22 protein-coding genes are annotated in these 24506 nt (G+C 61.9%); 13 read left to right on the forward strand and 9 right to left on the reverse strand.

Features of this window, described 5'->3' with window-relative positions; translation table 11 throughout:
- Positions 1-205 precede the first annotated feature (205 nt).
- From L1071_RS03665 to nagE, 5 genes are all read left to right on the forward strand, one after another.
- Positions 206-946 (forward strand): GntR family transcriptional regulator, encoded by a 741-nt coding sequence (locus L1071_RS03665; RefSeq protein ID WP_246968849.1) that lies wholly within the window; start codon positions 206-208, stop codon positions 944-946.
- A gap of 18 nt (positions 947-964) precedes the next feature.
- Positions 965-2107 carry an N-acetylglucosamine-6-phosphate deacetylase gene (gene nagA, locus L1071_RS03670; protein ID WP_246968852.1) on the forward strand — a complete coding sequence of 381 codons (1143 nt, stop codon included), beginning with the start codon at positions 965-967 and terminating at the stop codon, positions 2105-2107.
- Positions 2104-3126, forward strand: a complete 1023-nt coding sequence (locus L1071_RS03675; protein WP_246968854.1) for an SIS domain-containing protein — start codon at positions 2104-2106, stop codon at positions 3124-3126. The genes nagA and L1071_RS03675 overlap by 4 nt, the downstream gene beginning before the upstream one ends.
- Before the next feature lie 61 nt (positions 3127-3187).
- Positions 3188-5701, forward strand: coding sequence for a phosphoenolpyruvate--protein phosphotransferase (gene ptsP, locus L1071_RS03680; RefSeq protein ID WP_246968856.1), 2514 nt, complete (start codon positions 3188-3190; stop codon positions 5699-5701).
- A gap of 59 nt (positions 5702-5760) precedes the next feature.
- On the forward strand, positions 5761-7440 hold the full coding sequence (gene nagE / locus L1071_RS03685; RefSeq protein ID WP_246968858.1) for an N-acetylglucosamine-specific PTS transporter subunit IIBC: 1680 nt from the start codon (positions 5761-5763) through the stop codon (positions 7438-7440).
- A 191-nt stretch (positions 7441-7631) separates the two neighbouring features.
- Here the strand turns inward: nagE and L1071_RS03690 are convergent, their stop codons facing one another.
- Both L1071_RS03690 and L1071_RS03695 read right to left on the reverse strand, forming a co-directional pair.
- Positions 7632-8480, reverse strand: a complete 849-nt coding sequence (locus tag L1071_RS03690) for an MBL fold metallo-hydrolase (RefSeq protein WP_246968860.1) — start codon at positions 8478-8480, stop codon at positions 7632-7634.
- A 50-nt stretch (positions 8481-8530) separates the two neighbouring features.
- The gene (locus L1071_RS03695; RefSeq protein ID WP_246968862.1) at positions 8531-9805 is read right to left on the reverse strand and encodes an MFS transporter; all 1275 of its coding nucleotides are present in this window, start codon (positions 9803-9805) and stop codon (positions 8531-8533) included.
- Positions 9806-10033: 228 nt separating this feature from the next.
- Between L1071_RS03695 and L1071_RS03700 the strand changes: the two genes are divergently transcribed.
- Positions 10034-10882: a LysR family transcriptional regulator gene (locus L1071_RS03700; RefSeq protein ID WP_246968864.1), complete on the forward strand. Its 849-nt coding sequence runs from the start codon at positions 10034-10036 to the stop codon at positions 10880-10882.
- Between the two features lie 198 nt (positions 10883-11080).
- Here the strand turns inward: L1071_RS03700 and L1071_RS03705 are convergent, their stop codons facing one another.
- Positions 11081-11419 carry a winged helix-turn-helix transcriptional regulator gene (locus L1071_RS03705; RefSeq protein ID WP_246968867.1) on the reverse strand — a complete coding sequence of 113 codons (339 nt, stop codon included), beginning with the start codon at positions 11417-11419 and terminating at the stop codon, positions 11081-11083.
- Between the two features lie 153 nt (positions 11420-11572).
- Here L1071_RS03705 and L1071_RS03710 point away from each other — a divergent pair, with 153 nt between their 5' ends.
- Positions 11573-12556: an NADPH:quinone reductase gene (locus L1071_RS03710; RefSeq protein WP_246968870.1), complete on the forward strand. Its 984-nt coding sequence runs from the start codon at positions 11573-11575 to the stop codon at positions 12554-12556.
- A gap of 71 nt (positions 12557-12627) precedes the next feature.
- Here the strand turns inward: L1071_RS03710 and L1071_RS03715 are convergent, their stop codons facing one another.
- Entirely contained in the window at positions 12628-13521 is an 894-nt protein-coding gene (locus tag L1071_RS03715; RefSeq protein WP_246968873.1) for a LysR family transcriptional regulator, read from the reverse strand.
- Between the two features lie 111 nt (positions 13522-13632).
- On the opposite strand from L1071_RS03715, the gene L1071_RS03720 reads away from it, so the two are divergent.
- Complete coding sequence (locus L1071_RS03720; protein WP_246968876.1) at positions 13633-14415, forward strand: alpha/beta fold hydrolase; 783 nt, start codon at positions 13633-13635, stop codon at positions 14413-14415.
- 131 nt (positions 14416-14546) lie between these two features.
- Here the strand turns inward: L1071_RS03720 and L1071_RS03725 are convergent, their stop codons facing one another.
- The gene (locus tag L1071_RS03725; RefSeq protein ID WP_246968879.1) at positions 14547-15482 is read right to left on the reverse strand and encodes a LysR family transcriptional regulator; all 936 of its coding nucleotides are present in this window, start codon (positions 15480-15482) and stop codon (positions 14547-14549) included.
- A 154-nt stretch (positions 15483-15636) separates the two neighbouring features.
- Here L1071_RS03725 and L1071_RS03730 point away from each other — a divergent pair, with 154 nt between their 5' ends.
- Positions 15637-16632 carry an MBL fold metallo-hydrolase gene (locus tag L1071_RS03730; RefSeq protein ID WP_246968882.1) on the forward strand — a complete coding sequence of 332 codons (996 nt, stop codon included), beginning with the start codon at positions 15637-15639 and terminating at the stop codon, positions 16630-16632.
- 162 nt (positions 16633-16794) lie between these two features.
- Here the strand turns inward: L1071_RS03730 and L1071_RS03735 are convergent, their stop codons facing one another.
- Complete coding sequence (locus tag L1071_RS03735) at positions 16795-17535, reverse strand: dienelactone hydrolase family protein (RefSeq protein ID WP_246968885.1); 741 nt, start codon at positions 17533-17535, stop codon at positions 16795-16797.
- Positions 17536-17845: 310 nt separating this feature from the next.
- Here L1071_RS03735 and L1071_RS03740 point away from each other — a divergent pair, with 310 nt between their 5' ends.
- From L1071_RS03740 to L1071_RS03755, 4 genes are all read left to right on the forward strand, one after another.
- Entirely contained in the window at positions 17846-18400 is a 555-nt protein-coding gene (locus L1071_RS03740) for a DUF3833 domain-containing protein (protein WP_246968887.1), read from the forward strand.
- Positions 18397-18972: a chalcone isomerase family protein gene (locus L1071_RS03745; protein WP_246968889.1), complete on the forward strand. Its 576-nt coding sequence runs from the start codon at positions 18397-18399 to the stop codon at positions 18970-18972. The genes L1071_RS03740 and L1071_RS03745 overlap by 4 nt, the downstream gene beginning before the upstream one ends.
- A 103-nt stretch (positions 18973-19075) precedes the next feature.
- Positions 19076-20338, forward strand: coding sequence for a M20/M25/M40 family metallo-hydrolase (locus L1071_RS03750; RefSeq protein WP_246968891.1), 1263 nt, complete (start codon positions 19076-19078; stop codon positions 20336-20338).
- Between the two features lie 249 nt (positions 20339-20587).
- Positions 20588-21388 carry a Cof-type HAD-IIB family hydrolase gene (locus L1071_RS03755; protein WP_246968893.1) on the forward strand — a complete coding sequence of 267 codons (801 nt, stop codon included), beginning with the start codon at positions 20588-20590 and terminating at the stop codon, positions 21386-21388.
- A gap of 12 nt (positions 21389-21400) precedes the next feature.
- On the opposite strand, the gene L1071_RS03760 is transcribed toward L1071_RS03755, so the two are convergent.
- The 3 genes from L1071_RS03760 to L1071_RS03770 form a co-directional block, all read right to left on the reverse strand.
- Positions 21401-21841: a universal stress protein gene (locus L1071_RS03760; RefSeq protein ID WP_246968895.1), complete on the reverse strand. Its 441-nt coding sequence runs from the start codon at positions 21839-21841 to the stop codon at positions 21401-21403.
- A 114-nt stretch (positions 21842-21955) separates the two neighbouring features.
- Complete coding sequence (locus L1071_RS03765) at positions 21956-22999, reverse strand: YcjF family protein (RefSeq protein WP_246968897.1); 1044 nt, start codon at positions 22997-22999, stop codon at positions 21956-21958.
- Positions 22996-24387: a YcjX family GTP-binding protein gene (locus tag L1071_RS03770; RefSeq protein ID WP_246968899.1), complete on the reverse strand. Its 1392-nt coding sequence runs from the start codon at positions 24385-24387 to the stop codon at positions 22996-22998. Before L1071_RS03770 ends, L1071_RS03765 begins: the two co-directional genes overlap by 4 nt.
- Positions 24388-24506 lie beyond the last annotated feature (119 nt).

Raw genomic sequence — 24506 nt, forward strand, 5'->3', positions numbered from 1 at the left:
CTCGGCGCCAGTAATCAAGCCCGAAAAGTGCTTTCGTCGACCAGCCTTGCCTTCCATTTCTCTTCTCTCTTCCTTCTTATCTCTTCTACCTCCCTGTTCACGTTCTCCTTCGGCATAGATACCACCACAAGACCAATTGGTATTTGACTGGTATTAAAGAGGCTCTATATTGGTTATCAAGAAACTAAAAGGAGAAAGCGCCTTCATGGACCCACGCTTTGTTGAGATGACACTGGATCCCGATTTGGCGACGCCGCTTTATCATCAGTTGGCGCGGCAGCTCGGCGATGCCATCGAGGCGGGGGCCTGGCAGGCCGGTGAGGCCTTACCTTCCGAGCGTGCCTTGGCCGAGACGCTGGAGGTTTCGCGCATTACCGCACGCAAGGCGCTGGAGCGGCTCGCCGAGCAGGGCCTGATTCGGCGCACCCACGGCTCTGGCACGTTCATCGCGCCCCGCTTCAATCAGCCTTTGACGCGTCTGACGAGTTTTTCCGAGTTGCTGACGCAGCGTGGCTTTACGCCCCGCTCGCGCTGGCTGTCGCGCCAGTTGGGCATGCCGAGTACCGAAGAGGCGTTGCGGCTCGGGCTGCGCGGCGGCACCCGCGTTGCACGGCTCAAGCGCCTGCGCCTGGCCGACGACGTGGTAATGGCAGTCGAGGAAAGCTGCCTGCCCGAATCGATACTGCCCGAGCCTGAAGGCGTCGGGCAGTCGCTCTACGCGACGCTGGAAGCGCACGGCAAAACGGTGGAGCGCGCCTTGCAACACCTGAGCGCCGTCAACGCCGACGCCGAACTCGCCGCGTTGGCCGAAGTGCCCGAGGGTCAGGCGCTGCTCAAGGTCACCCGACTCGGCTACCTCGCCGACGGCAGCCCGGCGGAGCTGACCATCACATACTGCCGCACCGACTACTACGACTTCATGGTCGAGCTTCACCGGGCTCGATAAGAAGGAAAAGGTAAGCCAATGCATTACGGCAATATCCTCACCCCCGAAGGCTGGCGCCTCGGCGAGATCCACTGGCGCGATGGGCGTATCGCGCGCATCGATGGCAAGCCGGCAGATCCGGCCGACAACGACGCGCCCTATATACTGCCCGGCTTCATCGACCTGCATGTGCATGGTGGCGGAGGCGCCGACACCATGGAGGGCGGCGAGGCAGTGACGACGCTGGCGCGTACCCATGCGCGTTTCGGCACCACCAGCCTGCTGGCGACGACGATGACCGCCACCGACGCCGAGGTGCGCCAAGTACTTGGCGAAATCGGTGCCTTGATGGAACAGACACCCGGCGAGGGTGCACGGATTCTCGGCGTGCACCTCGAAGGCCCCTACATCAACCCCGGCAAACTCGGCGCCCAGCCGCCCCACGCCCGACCCGGCGAGATCGCCGAAATCGACGCGCTGTGCGAGCTGGCGCCGATCCGGCTGGTGACCCTGGCGCCGGAACTCTCCGGACATTACGCACTGATTCGGCATTTGAGCGAGCGCGGCGTGCGTGTCCAGCTCGGCCATACCCTGGGCACCTACGAACAGGGCGTGGCGGCGATGGAGCACGGCGCCTGCGGTTTTACCCACCTCTACAACGCTATGACCGGCCTGCATCACCGCCACCCGGGCATGGCCGGCGCCGCCTTGGCGCATGCCGACTTCGCCGAGCTGATTCCCGACTTGCTGCACGTCCATCCCGGCGCGATTCGCGTCGCGCTCAGGAGCATTCCGCGCCTCTATGCGGTGACCGACTCGACCGCTGCCGCCGGCATGCCCGATGGGGAATATCGCCTCGGTGAGCAGGCGGTGACCAAGTGCCTGGGCGGGGTACGCCTGGCCGATGGCACGCTCGCCGGCAGCACCCTGACCATGGATCAGGCACTGCGCAACCTAGTCGCTATCGGTCTGTCGCTGGCAGAGGCCAGCGAACGCGTATCGCGCCATCCCGCCGATTTTCTCGGCCTGCCTGACCGCGGCCGGTTGGCCGATGGTTGTTACGCCGACGTCGTGGTGCTCGACCGCGATCTGGCCGTCGACTGTGTCTATGTCGAGGGCCAGTACGTGGCTGGCGATCACTCCGAAAACGCCCAAGCGACCCGCCCAGGAGACGATGCATGAGTTCGATGATGCTCAGCGAAGCGCGCGATGCCCCCGAGCGCATTGCCGATCAATTGAGCCGCAATACCGAACCGCTGGCCGAACTCGGCGAGTGGCTGCGCCAATGCGACCCGCATGGCGTGGTCACCGTGGCGCGGGGGAGCTCCGATCATGCCGCCAGTTACTTCGCCTATTTATGCATGCAGAGCCGAGGAATTCCGGTGGCCTCGCTGCCGCCGTCGCTGACCACCCTGGCGCGGGCGCCATGGAAGCTCGATGGCCAACTGGCGCTGGCGATCTCACAGTCCGGGCAGAGCCCCGACCTGATCGAGACCCAGAAGGCGCTGGCCGCCGGTGGGGCGCAGACGCTGGCGTTGGTCAATACACCGCAGTCGCCGTTGGGCGAAGTGAGCGACCGTGAAATTGCGCTGCAGGCCGGTGAAGAGCGCAGCGTCGCCGCGACCAAGAGCTACCTGGCCACGCTATCGGCCTGCGCGCAGCTGCTTGGCTACTGGAATCGGGACCGTGAATTGCTCGCCGCGCTCGAGGCGTTACCCGCACGGCTGCGCGTGGCGGCCGAGCAGGATTGGTCACCGGCCATCGAGGCACTACGCGATGCCGACAAGTTGATGGTGGTGGGGCGCGGCGCGGGGTTGGCCGTCGCCCAGGAAGCGGCGCTCAAGTTCAAGGAAACCTGCGCCCTCCAGGCAGAGCCGTTCAGCGGTGCCGAGATCAAGCACGGTCCGATGGCGTTGATCGGTCCCAGCTATCCGGTGCTGGTGTTCGCGCCACCGGGGCCCGAACAGGCCGGCCTGCTCGAACTTGCCGAATGGCTCGAAAGCGTCGGCGCGCGGGTGCTGCTGGCCGCCGATGAAGGCGTCGCCCAGCGTGAGCTGACGCTCGTCGATGCCGGTCATGCGGCGTTGCAGCCGCTGTCGGTGATCCAGAGCTTCTACGTCATGAGCGCCCAACTGGCGGTGGCACGGGGTAGCGACCCCGACCAGCCGCGCCACCTCAAGAAGGTAACCCGTACGCGCTGAGCGCTTTGCGATTCCTTTTCCCGACAACAGCTTTCTCCACAACAACAACGCCGGAGGCAACATGGCTTCATCCTTAGATATTCTGGCACCGGTGGACGGCGTCCTCGTCGCCCTCGACGCGGTGCCCGACCCGGTCTTCGCCGAGGGCACCCTCGGCGAGGGCCTGGCCATCGACCCGCTCGGTGGCACGCTGCATGCGCCTTGCGACGGCGAGATCGTACACTGCGCACGTACCGCCCACGCGGTGACGCTGCGCAGTGCGGGCGGCGTCGAACTGCTCGTTCATCTGGGGTTGGATACCGTCAATCTCGAGGGCGCGGGGCTCGAACTGCTGGTCGAGGCCGGTCAGTGGGTCGAGGCCGGCGCGCCGTTGCTGCGCTTTGACGCCGACCAGGTTGCCCAGCAGGCGATGAGCCTGATCACGCCATTGATTATCGCCGAACCGGCCGGTTGGCGTCTGACGTCTCGCGACGCACAGCGCAGCGGTGACAGCGTGCGCCGGGGCGAGGCGATCATGCGTCTCGAGGCGCCGCTAGAAACGACCGGCGTGGATACACCCGCGGCATCGGGCCCTCAGGCCACCCGCGAGGTGACCCTGGGTCTGGCGGCCGGACTGCACGCGCGACCCGCGGCCCGGCTGCGCGCCATCGCCCATGAGCAGAATGTCGAGCTCGAACTCGTCCACGGCGAGACGCACTTCGAGGCACGCAGCCTGAGCCGGTTGATGAACATGGGGCTGGTGGAAGGCGATCGTGTGACGCTGATCGCACGCGGCGAACGTGCCACGGCGGCGCTGGATGCTGCCGAACGGCTGCTGAGCGAAGCCGAGGCCAATGATCCGGCTTCCAGCGCCACCGAGCTGCCTACCGCCGAGGCTGGGGCAGGGCAGTTGGCCGGTCTCGTCGCCAGCCAAGGGCTGGCGGTCGGGCCGCTGCATCATTATGTGGCGGCGTTGCCTACGGTGCCGCAAGCCGGCGACGACCCAGCCCGGGAACGTGTGGCGCTTGGCGAAGCGTTGGAGAGCGTCGGTCATTCACTCAAGACGGCGCTGGCGCAAGCCAAGCGCAGCGCACGAAGCAGCGAGGCCGAGATCCTCGAGGCGCACTTGGCCTGGCTCGACGACCCAGCATTGCGCGAGGCCGCCGAGGGTTACATCGACAGCGGACGCAGCGCCGGGCAGGCCTGGAAGGACGCCCTCGATGACGAAGCGGCGCGCCTGCAGGCCACCGGCAATAAACTGCTGGCGGCGCGGGTGGCCGATCTGCGCGATTTACAGCGTCAAGTAATGGCGTGCTTGGGGTCGGCGCCGAGCGCCCCAGAGGTGCCAGCCGACGCCATCGTCATCGCCGACGATCTGACGCCCTCGGAACTCACGGCCTTGGCCGCCCAACACCCGGCGGGCATCTGCCTGATGGCGGGGGGGACCACGTCGCACGTGGCGATTCTCGCCCGGGCTCGGGGCGTGCCGTGCCTGGTGGCGATGGGCGCGGCGCTGGAATCGGTCGAAGGGGAGCTGGCGATTCTCGATGCCGAGCGCGGCCTGCTCGAACCGCAGCCGGATAGCGCCAGCCTGGAAGCCATGCGCACGCGCATCGCGGAACGTGAGCAGGCTCGAGGCGCCGCCCGCGCGTCGGCAAGCCAGCCGACGACGACCCGTGACGGACGCACTATCGAGGTCTGCGCCAACGTCGCCGGCGGTGCCGAGGCACTTATCGCCGCCCAGGAGGGCGCCGACGGTATCGGCCTGCTGCGCAGCGAATTCCTGTTTCTCGAGCGTGACAGCGCGCCGAGTGTCGATGAGCAACGCGGTGAATATCAGGCCGCACTCGATGCGCTGGGTGGTAAGCCAGTGATCGTACGTACGCTGGATATCGGCGCTGACAAGCAACTCGACTACCTGCCGCTGCCCAGCGTGGCCAATCCGGCGCTGGGGGTGCGCGGCATCCGCTTGTGGGCAAGTCATACCGAACTGCTGAATAGCCAATTACGCGCCTTGCTCACGCTCGAACCGCTCGATGCGTTGCGCATCATGCTGCCGATGGTCAGTGGTGTCGGCGAGCTGCGGGCGTTGCGCCAACGGCTCGAAACGCTGGCCGGGGAACTGGGCGTGAGCCGATTGCCGCAGCTCGGCGTGATGATCGAAGTGCCGTCGGCCGCACTGTGCGCCGCTAGCCTCGCCGCCGAGGCCGATTTCCTATCGATCGGCACCAACGACCTGACCCAGTACACCCTGGCCATGGACCGTGAAGACCCCGGACTCGCGGCACAACTCGACGTGCTGCATCCAGCGGTATTGCGGCTGATCAAGGCAACCGTCGAAGGTGCCGCCGGACGTTGCCCAGTGGGGGTATGCGGTGCCGCCGCCGGTGATCCGCTGGCCTTGGCCGTGCTGGTGGCACTGGGTGTCGACGAACTCTCGGTGGAGCCAAGCCGTGTGCCGGCGGTCAAGGCCGCGCTGCGTGAGCTAGACGCCGCCGCACTCGCCGAAAAGCTGCCGACATGGTTGGAACTGGACGACGCCACCGCCGTGCGCGAGCGGGTCAAAACCTGGCTGGAAGTACCGGTCGTTGCCTGACGCGCCTGATGTTATGGGCAACAACATTCTGGACAACAACAAGAGTGGGAGAAACGATCATGCAACTCGATATCATGGGCGGCCTGCAGAAGCTGGGTCGCTCGCTCATGCTACCCATCGCGGTGCTGCCGGTCGCCGGCCTGCTGCTGCGACTTGGACAGCCGGACCTGCTCGACATCGCCTTCATCGCCAATGCCGGGGACGCGATCTTCGCCAACCTGGCGTTGATCTTCGCCATCGGTCTGGCAGTAGGCTTCGCCAACGACAGTAACGGTGCCGCCGGGCTGGCGGGTGTCGTCGGTTATCTGGTGCTCGATGCGGTCCTGCATACGCTCAACGAAAACATCAACATGGGCGTGCTGTCGGGCATCATCATCGGTACCGTGGCAGGCCTGCTCTATAACCGCTTCAAGGACATCAAGCTCCCCGACTACTTGGCATTCTTCGGCGGGCGGCGCTTCATCCCCATCGTCACCGGTCTTGCCGCGGTCGTCCTGGGGATGATATTCGGGGTGATCTGGCCGACGGTGCAGACCGGCATCGATACCCTCGGCCAGTGGCTGATCGATGCCGGTGACCTGGGGCTCTTCGTCTATGGCGTGCTCAATCGCTTGCTGATCGTCACCGGGCTGCACCACGTACTCAACAGCTTCGTATGGTTCGTGTTCGGCAGTTTCGACGGCGCGACCGGCGACCTCAATCGCTTCTTCGCCGGTGACCCCAGCGCGGGCAGCTTCATGGCGGGCTTCTTCCCGGTGATGATGTTCGGCCTCCCGGCGGCGGCGCTGGCGATGTATCACGCTGCGCCCAAGGGACGGCGTGCCCAGGTCGGCGGCTTATTGTTGTCGCTGGCGTTGACCGCGTTTCTGACCGGCGTGACCGAGCCGATCGAGTTCACCTTCATGTTCCTGGCGCCGTTTCTGTACGTGCTGCATGCGGCGCTCACCGGGCTCTCGATGGTGATCATGAACCTGCTCGACGTTAAGCTCGGCTTCACCTTCTCGGCCGGGGCCTTCGACTACGCGCTTTCCTACGGGCTCTCGACCAATGGCTGGCTGATGATTCCGGTGGGGCTGTGCTATTTCGCGCTGTATTACACGGTGTTCCGCTGGGCGATTGTGCGCTTCGATCTCCCCACGCCGGGGCGTGAGCCGGAAACCGCGGGCGCCACCAGTGCCCCAGTCGATCTTGGGGAGCGCGGTCCGGCCTTCGTGCATGCCTTGGGTGGGGCGGCCAATATGACCAGCGTGGGCGCCTGCACCACGCGTCTGCGGCTGGTGCTCGTCGACGACAAGGCGATTGACGAACCGGCGCTCAAGCAACTCGGCGCCCGGGGCGTGTTGCACCTGCGCGGCGGCGGCTTGCAAGTAATCCTGGGTCCGATAGCCGACGGTGTCGCCGACGAGATTCGCTCGGCCATGAAGGCCGAAGGCACCGCGCCCAGTGAAGTGCCAGTGACCAGCGAGGGCAACGGCCCGGATGCGGCCAGCGTAGTGCGATTGAGTGCCGAACAGCTCGACCACTGGCTGGCCGCGCTGGGCGGACGTGGCAACGTCCAGGAAGCCACCGCCGTGGCCATGACCCGCCTGCGACTACGCCTCGCCGATGCCGCGAGTCTCGACGAAGCCGCACTCAAGACACTGGGCGCGCAAGGCGTGCAGCGTATCGAAGGCGGGTTGGTTCATGTGCTGCTGGGCGAGCGTGCTGCCGGCGTCGCCGCCAGCCTCGGGGATCGCTGAACGTACTGTCGCGTGAAAGCGGTTCAACTTCGGCCGGGCAGAATAGCCCGGCTTTTTTGCGGTGCGCCATGCCTGGCGCACCGCGTCTTTAGAAATGACGGTCGACCCTGTGCGTTTTTCACCGAACGCGCTCGACCTGAGCTTGGATATTTCACCCTTGGCCAATCAACTGCGGTCGAGCTTACGAACCGTCATTCTGAGTGCTCGAACACGCCTCCTTCTGCGGGCACGAGCTTGTAGGCAGACGCGTGACGCCGAACTTTTCCGACGCCCTGTGTATGAGACCCAGCCACCAGGGTGTCTTCTTCGGCTAGCCGCTCGAGTAATGCCAGCCGAGTTTCGATCGCACGCTCGGGATCCAGGTCGACGACGACACTCCATTCGGGATTGTTGAATTGCTGAGCCGCCGAATGCATGAGGTCGCTCCACATGAGCAGACGTGCATCGCCATCTTCGAGCATCACGCCGTTGTGCCCAGGCGAGTGGCCGGGCAAAGGCACGAAACGGATGCCTGGCCGGATAACCGCGTCGTCGGCCAGCACCTCGATTCGGCCTTGGTAATGCGCCTGCATCAGAAGTGCAACTTCATGATCACGTTGGTTGCCGGCAGGCACCTGGTCGGGGTTGGTCCAGAACGCCATCTCTGTTTCGCCGACATAAAGCGTGGCGTTTGGATAGAGCGCCTTGCCCTCGGCTGTCAGTAGTCCGCCCGTATGGTCCTTGTGCAAGTGGGTGATGACGATCGCGTCCACGTCTTCAGGCTCGTGGCCCAGAGTGCGGAGCTCATTCAGGACTTCCCCGCGATCCGGGCCTTCTTCAAGTCCGGGGCCGGCGTCCAGCAGCCACAAATGATTGTCCCATTCGATGGCAAAGGCGTGGAATGGCTCGAAGGATGGACCTTCTATCGGCAACCCGGCGGCGGCGAAATTGTGCTGGCCCTGTGCCGAGGCGACCGCCGGCATGAAGTCGGCGGTGAACGGGAAAACGCCGCCCAGTAGCCATGTCATCTTGAAACGTCCAATGTGAATTGCAGTCGTCATCTGACTCTCCTTCGTGGGTTTACTATAGTGCGGATCTTGCAGGAAAGGCTTCAGTCGCGCGGATCGATGGGCGCGATCCATTGATAAATCAGCGCCATGACTGCGCAGATGGCGGCGAGCGCCATGACCGCCGGCCAGCCGCCGACGCTCCATGCCCAACTGGCGGCCGCCGAGCCCACGGCGCCGAGAGTGAACTGGCCCGCCATGAACACGGTATTGAAACGACCTCGGGCCGATCCGGCGGCGTTGAACACGAGGGTTTGATTAGCGATGAGCGCGATCTGAAGACCGGTAATCATCAGGACGACACCGACGGCAAGGCCTGCCAGGTTCGCGACGAACGCCATCACGAAAAAGCTGGTGGTGATGAGCAAAGCGCCGGCTCTCACCGCGTTGCCGAGATGGTGTCGGCCAAAAATCCTGATGCCGTACGGAGCGAGCGGTACGCCGACCAGCGCGAGAATGCCGTAGGCGCCGGCGACACTGGCGCCGAGATGGAATTTCGGGGTCTGTAGGAACAGGGCCAATATGGTCCAGAACGCGCTGAACCCAAAGAAAAGCAGGCTTTGTATGACGGTCGCGCGACGCAACGTCGGGCTGGTTCTTAACGAGTGCAACAGTGACAGCAGCAACTGTCCGTAGCTCTCTCGCGTCTCGGGTACGCTGGAGGGGAGCCGGGCGGCGAGTACTACCGTCATCCCGGCCGTCATGATGGCGCCAAGCACGAACATGGCGCGCCAGCCGAAAGTTTCGCCGACCACGCCGCTGATCGTGCGCGATAGCAAGACGCCGACCAGTAGCCCGCTGGTGATGATCGACAACACCCGTTCTCTCGACGATGGTGATGCCAGTTCGGCGGCAAACGGAATGATCTGTTGCGCAATGGTCGCAAACACGCCGACCGCAATGGAGACGAGAGCCAGGCCGGCGAGGCTTTGGGTGATGGCCATGGCGAGCATCGCGAGTGTCAGCCCAATACTCTGGATCAGAATCAACCACCGTCGATTCAATCGATCGCCCAGGGGGACGAGAAGTATCAAGCCGATGGCATAGCCGATCTGTGTCGCGGTGGCCACCAGGCTTACGCCGGAGTCGACATCTAAATCCCGGGCGATCAGCCCGAGTAGTGGCTGGTTATAGTACTGGCTGGCCACTGCAAGGCCGGTCGCCATTGCCATCATGAAAACCAGACCGCGTCTTGGCGTTTGCGCGGGGCTTGATATCGGCCGGTCGCACTCGCCTTGCGGTAGTTGATCGTCGTGGCAAGCCTCTTTTGCCGAGCGCGATCCTCGACGAGCCTTCTGTGTCCTGGACATCGGATTCATCATCTTTCCCGTTGGGCCATGGCCGTTTAACGGATGGCGAACAGAGTCGTCGCGACTGCGCGGTTGGGGTTGGGGCGGATCGGAGCATCAGGCGGGGCGCCGGCCAGCCATGCGAGGGTACGCTCGCTTTCTCACCCTCACCCGATATTTGATCGACATGCTGACAGCGAACGAATATGTTTTACATAGACAGGGATTTACGGTGGATGTACAAAATTGTTCAGCTCGATGAATTGGGACGATCTGCGTGTCTTCTTGAGCATTGCCCGCTCTCACACGCAGGGTGAGGCGGCGCGTTCGCTTGGCGTGAGTCATCCGACTGTCGGTCGTCGACTCCAGGCATTGGAACAGGCCGTGGGCCAGAAGCTCTTTCAACGAAGCCCGGAGGGTTTGGTGTTGACCGAGGAGGGTGAGTCGGTCCTCGTGCTCGCCGAGCAGATGGAAGAGAGCGCGCTAGCCGTCTCGCGACGCCTTTCGGGGTCACCAGGAGAGATCAGCGGACATTTGCGGATTGCGTCATCCGACTGGTTCGGCGCCTGGGCGCTGCCGGCGCTCCTTGCACGCTATACGCGGGAAAACCCGGCGGTGACGGTCGATCTTCTGACGGGCACCCGACTCGCCGATCTGGCCCATCGGGAAGCCGATGTGGCTTTCCGTGTCGTCCCTTTCGATCAGCCGGATATCGTGCAGCGTCGGCTAATGACGGTTAGATTCGGGGTCTACTCGGCTCTTAGCTTCCCTTCTCCCGAGGAAGGTGACGGTGAAGGCGTGACGATTTTCGAGGACCTCGCGACGCCAACCTATCCGAATCCCGACTGGCTAAAATCCCGTTTCCCCAATGCGCGCGTGGCATTCCGCTCAAACAACCGTACGGCACAAGCACTGCTGGCTGCCGAAGGTGAGGGACTCGTCTTGCTTCCACTGTCCGTCGGCGACAGCTCACCCGAACTGCGCCGGATCTCGCTTTCCGAAGAGCCACCGGGTCGCGATCTGTGGATCGGCTATCACGCGGACCTGCGTCGGCTCGCCAGACTGCGCGCTTTCCTGGAACTCGCGATCGAAGTCCTGGCTGATTGAAAAATTGCCCCGAGTACCTCTCGCGCCGTATCCGGCGCGAGAGGTAACTGATATTGAATAATATTGAGATTTTTTACTGGGACGCCCATTGCCGGCAAAGCTCGAAATGACTCCTCAGATATCCGGCGTCATACGCTCAAACTTGGCTTTACATTTTCCGAAGATGCCTTCTGTCCGAGACATCAATCTGCGCACTTACTATTCGCCGATCTGTTGCCACGATAAGTAGTTGTCTCCCCACTCTTTCATGGCATCAAGCACCGGGGAAAGAGTCAACCCAAGCTCCGTGAGTGAGTACTCTACGCGAGGAGGAACTTCCGCAAACACTTCGCGGGAGATGATGCCATGCGCTTCAAGCTCTCGAAGTTGCAACGTCAAAGACCGTTGAGTCACACCACCGATAAGGTTACGAAGCTCCCCAAACCGTTTCGTCCCACTCAATAAATAGTAAACAATAAGCGGCTTCCATTTACCGCCGGCGACGGCAACGGTTGCTTCCACAGTGCATCGGTATTCGTGCATATCTTGATTTTTCATCGTTCGAAAAGCGCCCATTAGTATAAAATTTATACCTATGTATAAACAATGTACCTACTTTTCAAAGTACATGAAAGACTCCAGAATCCATTCCCGCAGCGGCTAACAGCCTTGTCGCATACATTTCTGATATAGGGCGTGGAGAGAATACCGATGAAAGCAGCCTACTATGAGGCCCAGGGCAGTGCCCGGGAGGTGTTGGTTGTCGACGATTTGCCGACTCCGGAACCCGGTCCGGATGAGGTCCGGGTACGCATTCATGTTTCCGGATTGAACCCGACTGATATCAAGGCGAGAACCGGATTCTCAGCGGAAATGCCCTACCCGCGAATCATTCCTCACCAGGATGGCGCAGGCGTTGTTGATGCTGTCGGCGCCAATGTATCACCCGACAGACGTGGTGAGCGGGTTTGGGTTTATGAAGCGCAGTTTGGCCGAGCCATGGGAACGGCGGCAGAATACGTCGTATTACCGTCGAGCCAGGCAGTTCATTTGCCTGACACGGTATCGTTCGAAGTGGGTGCTTCGCTTGGCATTCCGGCGTTAACCGCTCACCGCTGCCTGTTTTCCGATGGCACTCTCAAAGGTCGGCGGGTATTGATACATGGCGGTGCCGGAGTGGTCGGAACAGCAGCAATTCTGTTGGCTAAATGGGCTGGCGCGTGGGTTTCAACAACGGTGACGAATACTGACCAGGCCGCTATAGCAAAGGCAAATGGTGCGGACATGGTTCTCGACAGAGCATCGGAAGATGTTGCGAATCTTGTTCTAGAAGCAACCGATGGACTCGGCGTCGACCATATTGTGGATGTCGCTTTGAAGTCCAACCTTGCCACCAACTTGGCCTGCTTATCTCAAGGCGGAATTATTAGCGCCTATGCCACCGACAGCGCGATGGACGAACTATCCATTCCGTTATTGCAATCCATGATCCATGGATGCGTCTTCCGCTTCGTCTACATCTACAACGTGCCTGACGAGGCAAAACAGAACGCAATAAAGGACATCAACTCCTGTCTGTTGACGGGAAAATATTCTCCAAAAATCGGATTGAATTCTCCTCTGGAAAATATTGTCTGCGCCCATGAGGCACTGGAATCACACCAAGTCATAGGGAAAGTTCTTGTGCACATGTAAATCGACACACTTGAGTGCCCGCTCTCGCAAATTACTCCTCCTTACTGAGGGAAGCCACGCGTATTGCTGCATCAAGTCCGTGCCTCTTGAAAGCAGGTGGCCAGATGGTCGATCAGGGCGCGAACTCGCGCAGGCTGATGGTGGCGGTCGGTGTAAACGATCTGCAGGTCGAGTCGTGTCGTTTGGTGATCGGCCAATACCCGTACCAGGCGGCCGTCGTCCAGCGGCTCCTCGAGCGCGAACATGGGCGCGTACACGATACCCAGGCCTTCGGTCGCCGCGCGAACCAGCAGGGTGATGTCGTCCGAACGCATAGCGGTTGGGCCGTCGATGGCGTACGCGCGATTGTCACTATCGCTCACCATCCAGTCGCCGGGCGAGCGGGCGGCCGTGAACATTAGTCGCGGTAGCTGGCGGATTAGCGAGACATTTTGACGTTCATGAGCGCCGAGCAAGCCGGGCGCGCAGCCAAGGCCCATGCGAACACTGCCGAGTGGCCGGGTATACAAAGCCGAATCGGAGAGTGTTCCGATGCGCACGGCAAGGTCCAGCCGGCCATCGATCAGATCGGCGTAACGCTCATCCGTGTGCAGGTTCAACGTAATCTGCGGATGGGCCTTGCAGAACGCAGCCAGCACCGGCGTCAGCTTTTGGGTGCCGAAGGCGCGGGGTACGCCGAGTCGGATCTCCCCGGCAAGCTGGCTGCGGCCCTCGCGTGCTTCGGCGTCCGCCTCGGCCAGCTCATCCATGATGCGCTCTGACGCCACCAGGTATTGCTGGCCGGCCTCGGTTAACGACAACGCGCGGGTGCTGCGCTGCAAGAGTCGTGTCCCCAGTGCCGATTCGAGCGCGCTCAGGTATTTGCCGGCCATGGCAGGCGACAGTCCCAGCGCTCTTCCGGCTGCAGCAATACTGCCGTGCTCGACCGCCGCAATGAATATCTCGATTTGTCGAAAACGATCCATGCCTTTCATTCCATCGTTTAATGATCGACGCCAACTCGTATTTATCTCATTCTATCATCTGGCTATCGCATTCATGATGCTGGCTCCTCGTACCTATTCGGAGTACAAGCCATGACGATCGAAACAGACAACGCCGTTCTTCACGTCGCCGAGTATGGTGTTGGGCAGCGCACGCTCGTGTTTCTTCACTACTGGGGCGGTTCTGGCCGCACATGGATGGAAGTAGCGGCGGCACTTGGGGAGCGGAACCTTTGCCTCATGCCGGATCTGCCAGGCTGGGGTCAGTCCGGCCCGTCGCGCAGTGAATATCGGATTGCGGATCTGGCCGAGGCGGTTGGCGGGATGATCGAAGCACGTCAGCTCCGTGATGTCGTACTAGTCGGTCATTCCATGGGTGGCAAGATTGCCCAGTATCTCGCGGGCCAGCGGCCGGCCTGGCTGAAGGAGCTGGTACTGGTGGCGTCTTCCCCGGCCCTGCCAATGGATGTTCCGGAGCCTCAGCGTCTTGCCATGCAATCGGCCTATGACAGCCGCGCGAGTGTCGAGGAGACGCTCGATCATGTACTCACAGAGACGTCGCTCGTAGGGATGGTGCGCGAACGCGCCATTGCCGACAGTTTGGCCGGCGATCCGGCGGCCAAAGCCGCCTGGCCCGCCGTCGCCATGCTCGAAGATATCAGCGAGACGACACGACGGATCGATGTGCCGACGCTGCTTTTGATCGGTGAGTGCGACCGTGTCGATCCTCCAGCCGTGCTCGCCGACCGGCTTGTGCCCTTTCTACCGACCCCGGAAGCACATGAACTGGCGGGCATCGGCCACTTGCTGCCGCTGGAAGCGCCAGTGGAAGCCGCAGGGCATATACAGCGGTGGCTAAACGAGCATCGAGGATAATACGCATACTGTTCGTGCCTGGCCCCGCCATTGGGGCCCTTTCACAGCTGCTTGCCACATACGTGTACAAGGCATGTTTCCAGGGCATCGATGGCGTTGCCACCCGGCAAGAAATGCCCCTAAGTGTATGGTTAGCATCTTGTCGCGGAACGATCGCTCATGCCCTCGCTGACTTCAACGACCAGGTCGCGAAACCACCGATGAGCTGGATCGTCCCGCATGCGTGGATGCCAAAGCGCATAAAGCTCAAATGAATCCATCTCCATCGGTGGCGTGAACAGGTCCAACATGGACTCAAAGCGCCGGAGAAAGCGGCTGGGCAACGTACACAGGTGATCGCTGTCCGCCATGATAATCGGCGCCAGGGCATAGCTCTGGACCGATAGACTAACCTGCCGTTTCCGACCCAGCGCCTCCAATGCACGATCCACCGGCCCCGCGTAGCCCCCGCCCTCGCTCGACACCACTACATGCTCAGCGGCGCAAAACTCGTCCAGCGTGACCGGCTGACTTCCCCGCGGATGACCCCGGCGCTGTGCCGTGACGAACTGATCGGAAAACAGCGTCCGGCCAATCAGGCCCTCGTCTGCCGTACGGGGCAGTCCGATGACCATATCCACGTCCCCGCGATCAAGCGCCGGGGTGATCGTTTCGGGATCCGGCAACACGAAGGTAATCCGGGCATGGGGCGCCGCCCGCTTCAAGGCCGTAACAAGGTCGGGGCCAATCATGACGGCAGGGTTATCGTAAGCTGCCAGCACGAACGTCCGGTCGCTCTCTGACGGATCGAAATGGGGAGAATGCCCGATGAACTCGCGCAGATGTCCCAAGAGCGGGGGCAACGTCTCGCCAAGTGCTTCGGCACGAGGCGTCGGCGTGACACCCCGACCCGCCACCGGTACGAAAAGCTGATCGCCGAACAATGCTCGCAGACGGGTCAATCGCCCTGAAAGGGCCGGCTGACTGATTCCTAGACGGTCTGCGGCGCGGCTGACGTTGCGCTCCTGGATCAGGGCTTCGAAGGCCATCAACAGACCAATATCGATATCATTCAAACGGTCGGGCATGAAAGCACGTCTTTTGTGGAGCCTCGCTCAATTCGAGCGTGGGCATGAGTATTCGTGAGGGTTATGCAAGGTATAACCGGCATCGTTTTCTCGCCAGACCCGCCGGCCCCTATGATCTGTCTCTGACACCTACCTGAACCAGGAAGACAGACCCATGATGATACGTTCACTCATACTTTCCACCCTACTGCTGGGTCTTTCAGCCGCAGGACCCGTCTCTGCAGCCACTACCGCCACTCTGAATCACTCCCCGGGGACCGCCCAACAGGATGAAGGCGCCGATACTTATGCCTTCACTATTGGAAGCGTCCGGGTAACGGCTCTCTCCGACGGCACCGTACCGCAGAACCTTCACAAGATTCTGCACGGTATCACCAACAAGGAGATCGACGAACGCTTGGCGCAGGCGTACCTGACCAATCCCGTCGAGGTCTCCATCAATGCATTTTTGCTAGAGCTAGGGGACAAGCTTGTCCTCGTTGATACCGGCGTAGGTCAACTCTTCGGTTCAAAACTCGGTGGTCAGCTGATCGAGAGCTTGCAGGCGGCCGGCGTAAAACCCGAACAGATCACGGATGTCTTACTGACCCATGTCCATTCCGACCATATGGGCGGGCTGACTCGGGATGGCCAGCGCGTTTTTCCCAACGCGACGGTCCATGTTGGTAAACCGGATGTCGACTTTTTCCTGGATCCTCAAAATGCAGAACAGACCGACTATGACCAGCATTACTTTGACCAGGCTGAAACGATCCTCGAACCCTATGTCAAAGCCGGGAAGATCGACACCTTCGATAAAACTACCGAAGTACTGCCGGGCCTGACCGCCTCCCTTCATCCGGGGCATACGCCGGGAAGTGCATTCTTCAAATTGGAAAGCGAGGGTCAGACCCTTACTTTCACCGGCGACATTGTTCATGTGGCGGCTGTCCAACTCCCCGATCCGTCCGTGACGATCGCCTATGACGTCGATCAGAAGAAGGCGAGGAAAGTCCGCACAGCAGCCTTTGCCGACTTTGCCAAGCATCGGGACCTGGTGGCCGTGCCGCATATGCCTTTCCCTGGCATCGGTCATATTCGCAAGGTCGGAGAGGGCTATGAGTGGGTGCCTATCAATTATGGAAACCGAAAAGTGACGGCAACGAAGTAATCTAAAAAGTAGACGCTCAGGCTTTCACTTTACATCGTGGTTACGATAGGCAGGGTTTAGATGGAATCTACATCAGATTTTTCCATCTTATCCTGCCTATCTTATAAAGATTCTGCTCGACTTACGCCCTGAATCCTTCGTCGCACCTCTCGCCGTGACTCCTTACAGCGTCTCTTCCAACAGCTGGGCTAGTCGCTTGTGATGCAGGTCATCGGCGGCTGCATCATAGGAGGGGGCGTCCTTGGCGGTGAAGCCGTGGGCGGCGCCTTTGTAGAGTTCGGTGGTGAAGTGCACGCCGGCGGCGGCTAACGCTTCGTCCATGCGGGCGATCTGCTCGGGGGGTAGTAGCTCATCCTTGTCGGCGTGACCGAAATAGACGCGTCCTTGGATGCTGCCGACCCCATGAATGGGGCTGTCCGGGTCGTCTTTCTCCGCGAGCCGGGCTGAGTGGAAACCTGCCGCAGCCGCGACGCGGTCGGCGTGTTCAGCCGCCATGCGCAGCGCGAAGGCGCCGGTCATGCAATAGCCGATCACGCCTATCTTGCCGTTCGCGAACTCGGCCTCGTTGTCGATGCAGTCCAGTAGGGCGGCGAAGTCGCGGGATTGTGCCTCGGGCGTGAGGCGGCCGGCGTATTCGAGCAGCGTCGGCCGCACGTCCGGGTCGCGGAAGGACTTGCCCTCCGGCACGACGGGCCCGCTTGCATCGCGGTAGTACACGTTGGGCATCAACACGGCATAGCCGTTATCGGCGATTCGCTGGGCCTTCTCGTGATAGCAGGGGCGCAGGCCGCCGATATCGGTGAATAGCACCACGGCCGGCAGCGGGCCGTCGGCGCTCTCGGGCGTGAAGATATGCGCGTCGAGGGTGCCGTCGGCGGCGGGGATTTCGATAGGGCGAGACATGAGTAAGCTCCGAGTTGTCGAGGGCGAATGTATGCCACCAGAGGCGAATGTCACTAGCGATGAATCTAACCGGAGACAGGCCCGGTTGACGAGCCCGTGACTCCCGCCGCGATGATCAGGTGCTTTTTCTACCGGCTCTTACTGACACCGCAGAGACCTGGAGAATACTCTGTCAATATCGACCACGATGTCGCTGAGTCGACCTTCGAGGTGTTTCAGCCTCTGATCGATGTGTATGACCATCTTGCCGATGCTGACTGATCTTGCATCAATTGATCGACATCGAGCTAAAACCGCGAGGAACCATCTCATGATTCGACGCTTCATGGTGGCGACGGTCGTTGCCTTTACCTTGCTATTGGCGGGGTGCAGCAGCATGACACTCGAGCAGTTTAGGGGGACCCAGCCGGCATTCGCGCTGACGGACTATTTCGAAGGGAAAACCTGGGGGCATGGGGTATTTCAGAGCCGGGGCGGGGAAATCAAGCGTCAGTTCCGCGTCGAGATCGATGGTTACTGGGAGGGTGAGGAATTCGTCCTGGATGAAGACTTTGTCTACGATGACGGCGAGACCGACCAGCGCACCTGGCGAATCACGCCCACCGGCGAGGGCCGTTATATAGGCCGCGCCGACGATATCATCGGCACGGCCGAAGGCAGGGAAGTGGGGCAGGCGTTGAACTGGCGTTACGAGTTACGGCTGCCCTACGATGGCTCGACCATCGATGTCAGCTTCGATGATTGGATGATCCGTCAGAGCGAGAACGTGGTGATCAACCGGGCGACCGTGACGAAATTCGGTATCCAGGTCGGAGAGGTGACGCTGTTCTTTACCAAGTCTAATCCGGACGGGGAGTCGTCATGACGATACGCGCTGTTTTAATCGGTCTCGCTCAGGGATTGGCGTTGGTGGCGATGATCGGCTGCAGTGGTGGTTCGGCGCTCGCGGCGTCGTTTTCGTCGGAAGCATCGTTGGGCGATAGTGACCTCGCCTTGCAGGGGGCGGGCACTGCCAGTTATATGCTCTGGGATGTGTATGACGCGGCGCTCTACGCACCGGCTGAGGCTAGTCAGGATGCGATCATCAATGCCGAGGTGCCGATGAGTCTGCTCCTCGAGTATCGGCGCGATGTAGATGTTGAAGACATTCGCAAGGCGACCAGGGCCGCTCTGGACGATCAGTACGAGGAGGAAGAACGCGAGGCGCTTCGTCCCAAGATCGAGGCTATCCAGAATGCAATGACCGATGTCACTGACGGGGACCGCTATCGGCTCGATTGGGACCCGGACGTGCCACGACTGAGCCTGAGTCTGAACGGTGATACGCGCTTCGAGTCGGACGACGGCGAGTTGGCGCGGGTCTACTTCGGTATCTGGCTGGCCGAACCACCGCTTTCCGACGAGCTGCGCGCCGCGTTGCTCTCACGAACGGAGTGACGCGCCGGATGCGCAGAGCATCGTGATGTTTGGCTTCAGTTAGTGGCCTGAAATCTGCCAGACTAGTCTTCTATAGACACTGAATTCACAAAGAGTAAGCGCAATGAGCGAGAAGAACCAACCCTGGAACCAGCCCATGCAGGATCAGCAGTTCAAGCTGATGCGCGAGATTCTCGACGCACCCAGCCCGGTTGGCCTGGAGGGCGCAATGACCTATGGCGTGCTCAAGCCACAGTTCGAGTCGTTCGCGCCCAGCGACTGGCACCTGCACCAGTATCAGGGCCATGCCGGCGTGGTGCTGGATACTCATCCCGGTCGCGACGACATGTTCAAGGTGATGCTGATCGGGCATGCCGACAAGATTCGCATGCAGGTGCGCTCCATCGGCGACGACGGCAAGATCTGGATCAATAGCGACTCCTTCCTGCCCACGGTGCTGGTCGGCCACGAGGTCAAGCTGTTCAGCGAAGACCCTGAGAATCCCGGCAACTACCGGGTGATCCAGGGCGGCACGGTGGAGGCGCTGGGCGCCATCCATTTCGCCGACCCGGCGGTGCGCTCGGGCGAACGGGGCATCAAGAAGGAGCAGCTCTATCTGGATCTGCAGATCCACGGCGAGAACAAGAAGCAGCAGGTCTTGAATCTCGGCGTGCGTCCCGGCGACTCGATCATCATGGATCGCCCCATCCGTCCTGGCTTCAGCCCCGACACCTTCTACGGTGCCTACCTGGACAACGGCCTGGGTTGCTTCGTCACCAGCGAGGTCGCACGGCTGATCGCCGAGGCGGGCGGCACCCGGCAGGTGCGTGTGCTGTTCGCCATCGCCAGCTACGAGGAGATCGGCCGCTTAGGTAGCCGGGTACTGGCCGGGGAACTCGAGCCGGACGTGCTGATCGGTGTCGACGTCAATCACGACTATGTGGCGGCGCCCGGCATCGGCGACCGACGCATGCAGCCGTTGGAAATGGGCAAGGGCTTCACCATGGCGGTGGGCGCGATCGCCAGCGAGCAGCTCAATCGGATCATCGAGAGCACTGCCAGGGAGCACGACATTCCCATGCAGCGCGACATGGTCGGCACCGACACCGGCACCGACGGTATGGCCGGGGTGCTGGCGGCGGTGGATTGCGCCGCCACCTCGATCGGCTTTCCGATTCGCAACATGCATACCATCTCCGAGACCGGCAATACTCAGGACGTGCTCGCGGCGATCCATGCGCTGACCTATACCATCCAGGCGTTGGATGCCCTCGACGATCCGCACCAGGAGTTCCGTAATAACCATCCGCGTCTCGATCGGGCCACGCCGCTGGAACATCAGGGCTCGGCCAAGCCCGATGAAGGTGACGAGAATAGCTCGCTCTAGGGATTTAATTGTTCAGCATTTATCCGCCATGCGCCGCACGACGAAAATGCTGAACAGTTGGGCGACTCAAGGAAAAGCACGTAACGATCGACCACACTGGCGTTGGAGTCGTCGGTATTGCGCGTTCTGCCATGGGTCTATCCTGTTGTGAGATACACCTTGATCCATAGTACGTGGCGCTAACGCCAGTCCCAACTCCAGGTCGATATGCGGTAACCTTGGGAGGTCGTGAACCAACCGGGAAGCCGCATGCAGCCTCATCTGATTGTTACGGATCTGGACAACACCCTGCTCAATGCCGAGCACGATCTCGACGAGTTGACCATCGAGACCTTTCAGGCACTGGCCGCCGAGGGCCATCGTTTTGCGCTGGCGTCGGGGCGACACTTTCACGACATCACCGCGTTTCGCCGGCGATTGGGCGTGCCTGCCTATATCTTGAGTACCAACGGTGCGCATCTCTATGCGCCCGACGATCGCCTGATCGCCGAGCAGTGGGTGCCGGCCGAGTTGGTACGGGCGTTGATCGAACTGCCACGCGCTGCCGATATCCGGCTCAATCTCTATACCGGCGACGAGTGGTTGATCGATGCGTCGGCCCCCGAGTTGAAGGCCTTGCATGCGCACACCGGTTTTCATTACCGGATCGCCGATCTCGAGGCCCACGATGGCAATGGGGTGGGCAAGGTGCTGTGCATCGGCGATCCGGCTGCGCTGGCGTCGCTGGAGCAGAGCATCAGCGAGTCGTTCGGCACACGGCTTCACGTGACCTATTCGATGGTCAATTCACTGGAGATCATGGCGGAAGGCGTCAACAAGGGCGCGACGTTGGAGCGCCTCTTGGCGCATCTCGATCTCCCCGCTGAACGCTGTCTGGCGTTTGGCGACAACCTCAACGATGCCGAGATGCTGGCGTTGGCCGGTCACGGCTTCATCGTGGAAAACGCCCACCCCGAACTGGTACGACGCGTGCCTGACGCCGCGCGCATTGGCCATCACCATCCTTATGGCGTTGCCTGGCAGTTGCGAGAGTTCTTCGCGCTAACCTGAGTCTTCGGCGATTCAATGCACGCTGATCACGCGGCAGGAAGCGGTGTGCGAGACCTTGTGCGAGACACTGCCGACGACGAGCCCCGCGATATCGCTCAAGCCACGGCTGCCCATGACGATGGCATCGGCGTCGAGTGCCTTGGCTTGTGCGGTGATCACCCGTGCCGGATCGCCCTGATGCAATGAGCCTTCGACATTGGTGATGCCACGTTCGCGGGCGGCTTGCGTAGCGGCATCGAGAAGCTGTCGGCCGGTACGTTCGAGTTGCTCGGTGCTAGCCTCCATTGGCACAGCACCCACGCCCCACACGAGCAGAGTTTCGTGGGCCAGCGATTGGGGGATATGCAGGATATGCAGGCGCGCACCATTGGCGCTGGCCAGCGTGCAGGCGATATCGAGCGCTGTACTGGCTGCTTCCGATCCGTCGACGGGAACCACTATGGTCGAGAACATGGCAACCTCCTGGGGTGCTGGAATGAAAGTCGGCACTTGCGAAGCGCTTGGAGGCTATCGCGTGTGCACTCAATCTAGCCTAGTTGCCGAGTACTTGCCGAATCGTGATCTGGATCAAGACGACGTGGATTGTTGATTATCGCCCTGTGTTTCCAGCCGGCGCAGGCGTTGCCAGAGTTCGCGGCGCAGATCGGCGAGGCGTGGGGATTCGCCCTCGTCGAAGGGGATCGGGCGTGTCATGCCCAGCGTGCGCAAGCCGAGCCGCGCGGTGAGCAGGCCAGCGCCGAGCCCTTGGCCGGCGCGGGTGGAAAGCTTGCCGGCCACGTTCATCGAGAGCAGATCCATCCCGGCATCCGTGGCGATCTCGCTGGCGCCGGCGAAGGCCATGTTGTAGAGCACTGCGCGGAACAGACGCAGGCGGCTGGCGTAGCCCAATTCCAGGCCGTAGAGCGCGGCGAGGCGGTCGATCAGGCCGATATTGCGCCACGCCATCAAGGCCATGTCGAAAAATGTTACCGGGCTGACGGCGACCATGACGGCGGTTTCGCCGGACATGCGCGCGATCAGCCGGCGTGCCTGGCGATCGCGTGGGGCCAGGAGATGATGCGCCAGTAGGGTGCGTGTTTCCTGGGCGTTGTGGTGCGGCTGATGTGCGGCTTGAAAGGCACGCCAGTGAGGGTCGTCGTCGCCGAGGTGCATCTGGCGTCGTAAGCGTTCGGCGAGCGCCTGTATGTCCTGGGGCGTGGTCTCTTCCGGGGCGTCGAGTTGGTCACGCAATTGGGTATGCCGCTTCAAACGCCGCAGACGCCATAGCTCGCGTAATAGTGCCACGCCACCTAAGCCCAGCGCCAAGAGACCCAGCGCGCTCCAGGCGCCTGCCAGCCAGTCGCCCCCCAGAGTGGCGGTATACAGGTGACGCGCCACTTCTACGCCGCCTAGTACTAGGGAGCCACCGAGTAGTGCCGTGAGCCCCCAGCGGCGTTTGCGGGGCTTGCCCAGGCTGGCCTCGAGCGGCACGTCCGGGGCGGTGTCTTGGGCGGCGAGCGGCTGAGAAGTGCTGTCTGGATGAAAGCGTGCTCCCGGTTCGGGGGCGGCCGTAAAGGGGGGCGGAGGCTCAGGGTCGACGTGAAAACGTTGTCCGGGGCGCGGCTCGCTCATGTCAATTTATCTCCAATCAGCCAGTCGAGCGCCGCATCCATGCGCACATGCGGCAGTTCGGGCGTGTCGCGAAGCGGGGGACGAAACGCCGTGAAGTCGAATCCCTGGCGGGCCCAGAAGCCGCGCTCGGGCAGGCGCGGCGGTACGTCGCCGGGGAATAGAAGCACATCTTCGCCATCCAGGGTGGTGCCGCGCAGGGCGGCACGACGCTGGCCGTCATTGTCCACTTCGCGTGGCTCGGTGGCACGCACCGCCGCCAAGGATAGCGCCTTTACCGGCACGTCGGCATAGCGTAGGTCCTTGAGCGGCTCGGCGAGCAGGGACTCGAGCAGGGCAACGACGTTGGGGTGCTGTTCGGGGGTGACGTGATCGGCCTTGGTCGCGGCGATGGCGAGGCGGTCGATGCGCGGCGAGAACAGGCGGCTCATCAGGCTGCGCTTGCCGTAGTCGAAACTCCGCATCAAGGTGCTCAACGCGCGGGAAAGATCCTCGAAGCGTTCCGGACCGGCGTTGAGCGCGCCCAATACATCGACCAGCACGATCTGACGGTCAAAGCGCCGAAAATGCTCCCGGTAGAACGGTTTGACCACGTGGCGACGGTAGTGGTCGAAGCGCCGCGCCAGGGTCTTGTAGACGCTCGTCTCGGGCAAGGCGTCGAGTTCGGCGCGGTTGGCTTCACCTACGCCGGGGAGCGGGAAAAATTGCAGCACCGGCGCATCTTCCAGGTCGCCCGGGAGTAGAAAACGCCCCGGCTGCAGGTCGGCGAAACCGGCCTCGCGGGAGGCGCGCAATGCGTCGGCGTAATGCCCGGCAATCTCGGCGAGCTGGCTTTCGTCGGCCTCGTCGTCGGGGGCCAGGGCTTTGGCGCTACTCAACCAGGTTGCGGCGAGGCGTTGGCGCTCATTGCCCATGGCGGTCTGCTGGGCTTCGCTCCAACTGAGGAAGTCGTGCTCGAGCAGGGGCAGGTCGAGCAGCCACTCGCCGGGATAGTCGATCAAGTCGAGGGTCAGCGTTGCCGTATCGCCGAGCAGGCCTCGGGCCCGCCGCGTGCGATGCTTGATGGTCAGACGTAGCTCACTGATGCCCCGCGTGGGCGCCGGCCAGTGCGGTGGTGTGCCATCGAGAGAGGCCATGGCGGCGTCATAGGGAAAACGCGGTACGCCGAGGTCGGGCTGGGCGACGCGCTGGGCGCCCAGTAGGCGGCCTTCGCGGGCGGCGCGCAACAGATCGAGCCGTGCTTCCAGCCCTGCGTGGCGCAACTGATGCACCAGCGAGGTCAGAAAGGCGGTCTTGCCGGCTCGGGAAAGGCCGGTGACGGCGAGACGCAACTGGCGGTCGCGGCCGCGCTCGATGAAATTGTGCAGTTCCTGGGTCAAGTGACGTCGCATTGCAGTATCCGACTGAAGTTCTGCCTTGAATGTGCGGGTGAATCACGTCCAAGGCAAGAGGCGATAGTCTTCTCAAATAGTAATAATTGTCATTATTGATGCGAATGGTCGCTATCTTG

Source organism: Chromohalobacter sarecensis (assembly GCF_023061135.1).
Lineage (GTDB): Bacteria > Pseudomonadota > Gammaproteobacteria > Pseudomonadales > Halomonadaceae > Chromohalobacter > Chromohalobacter sarecensis.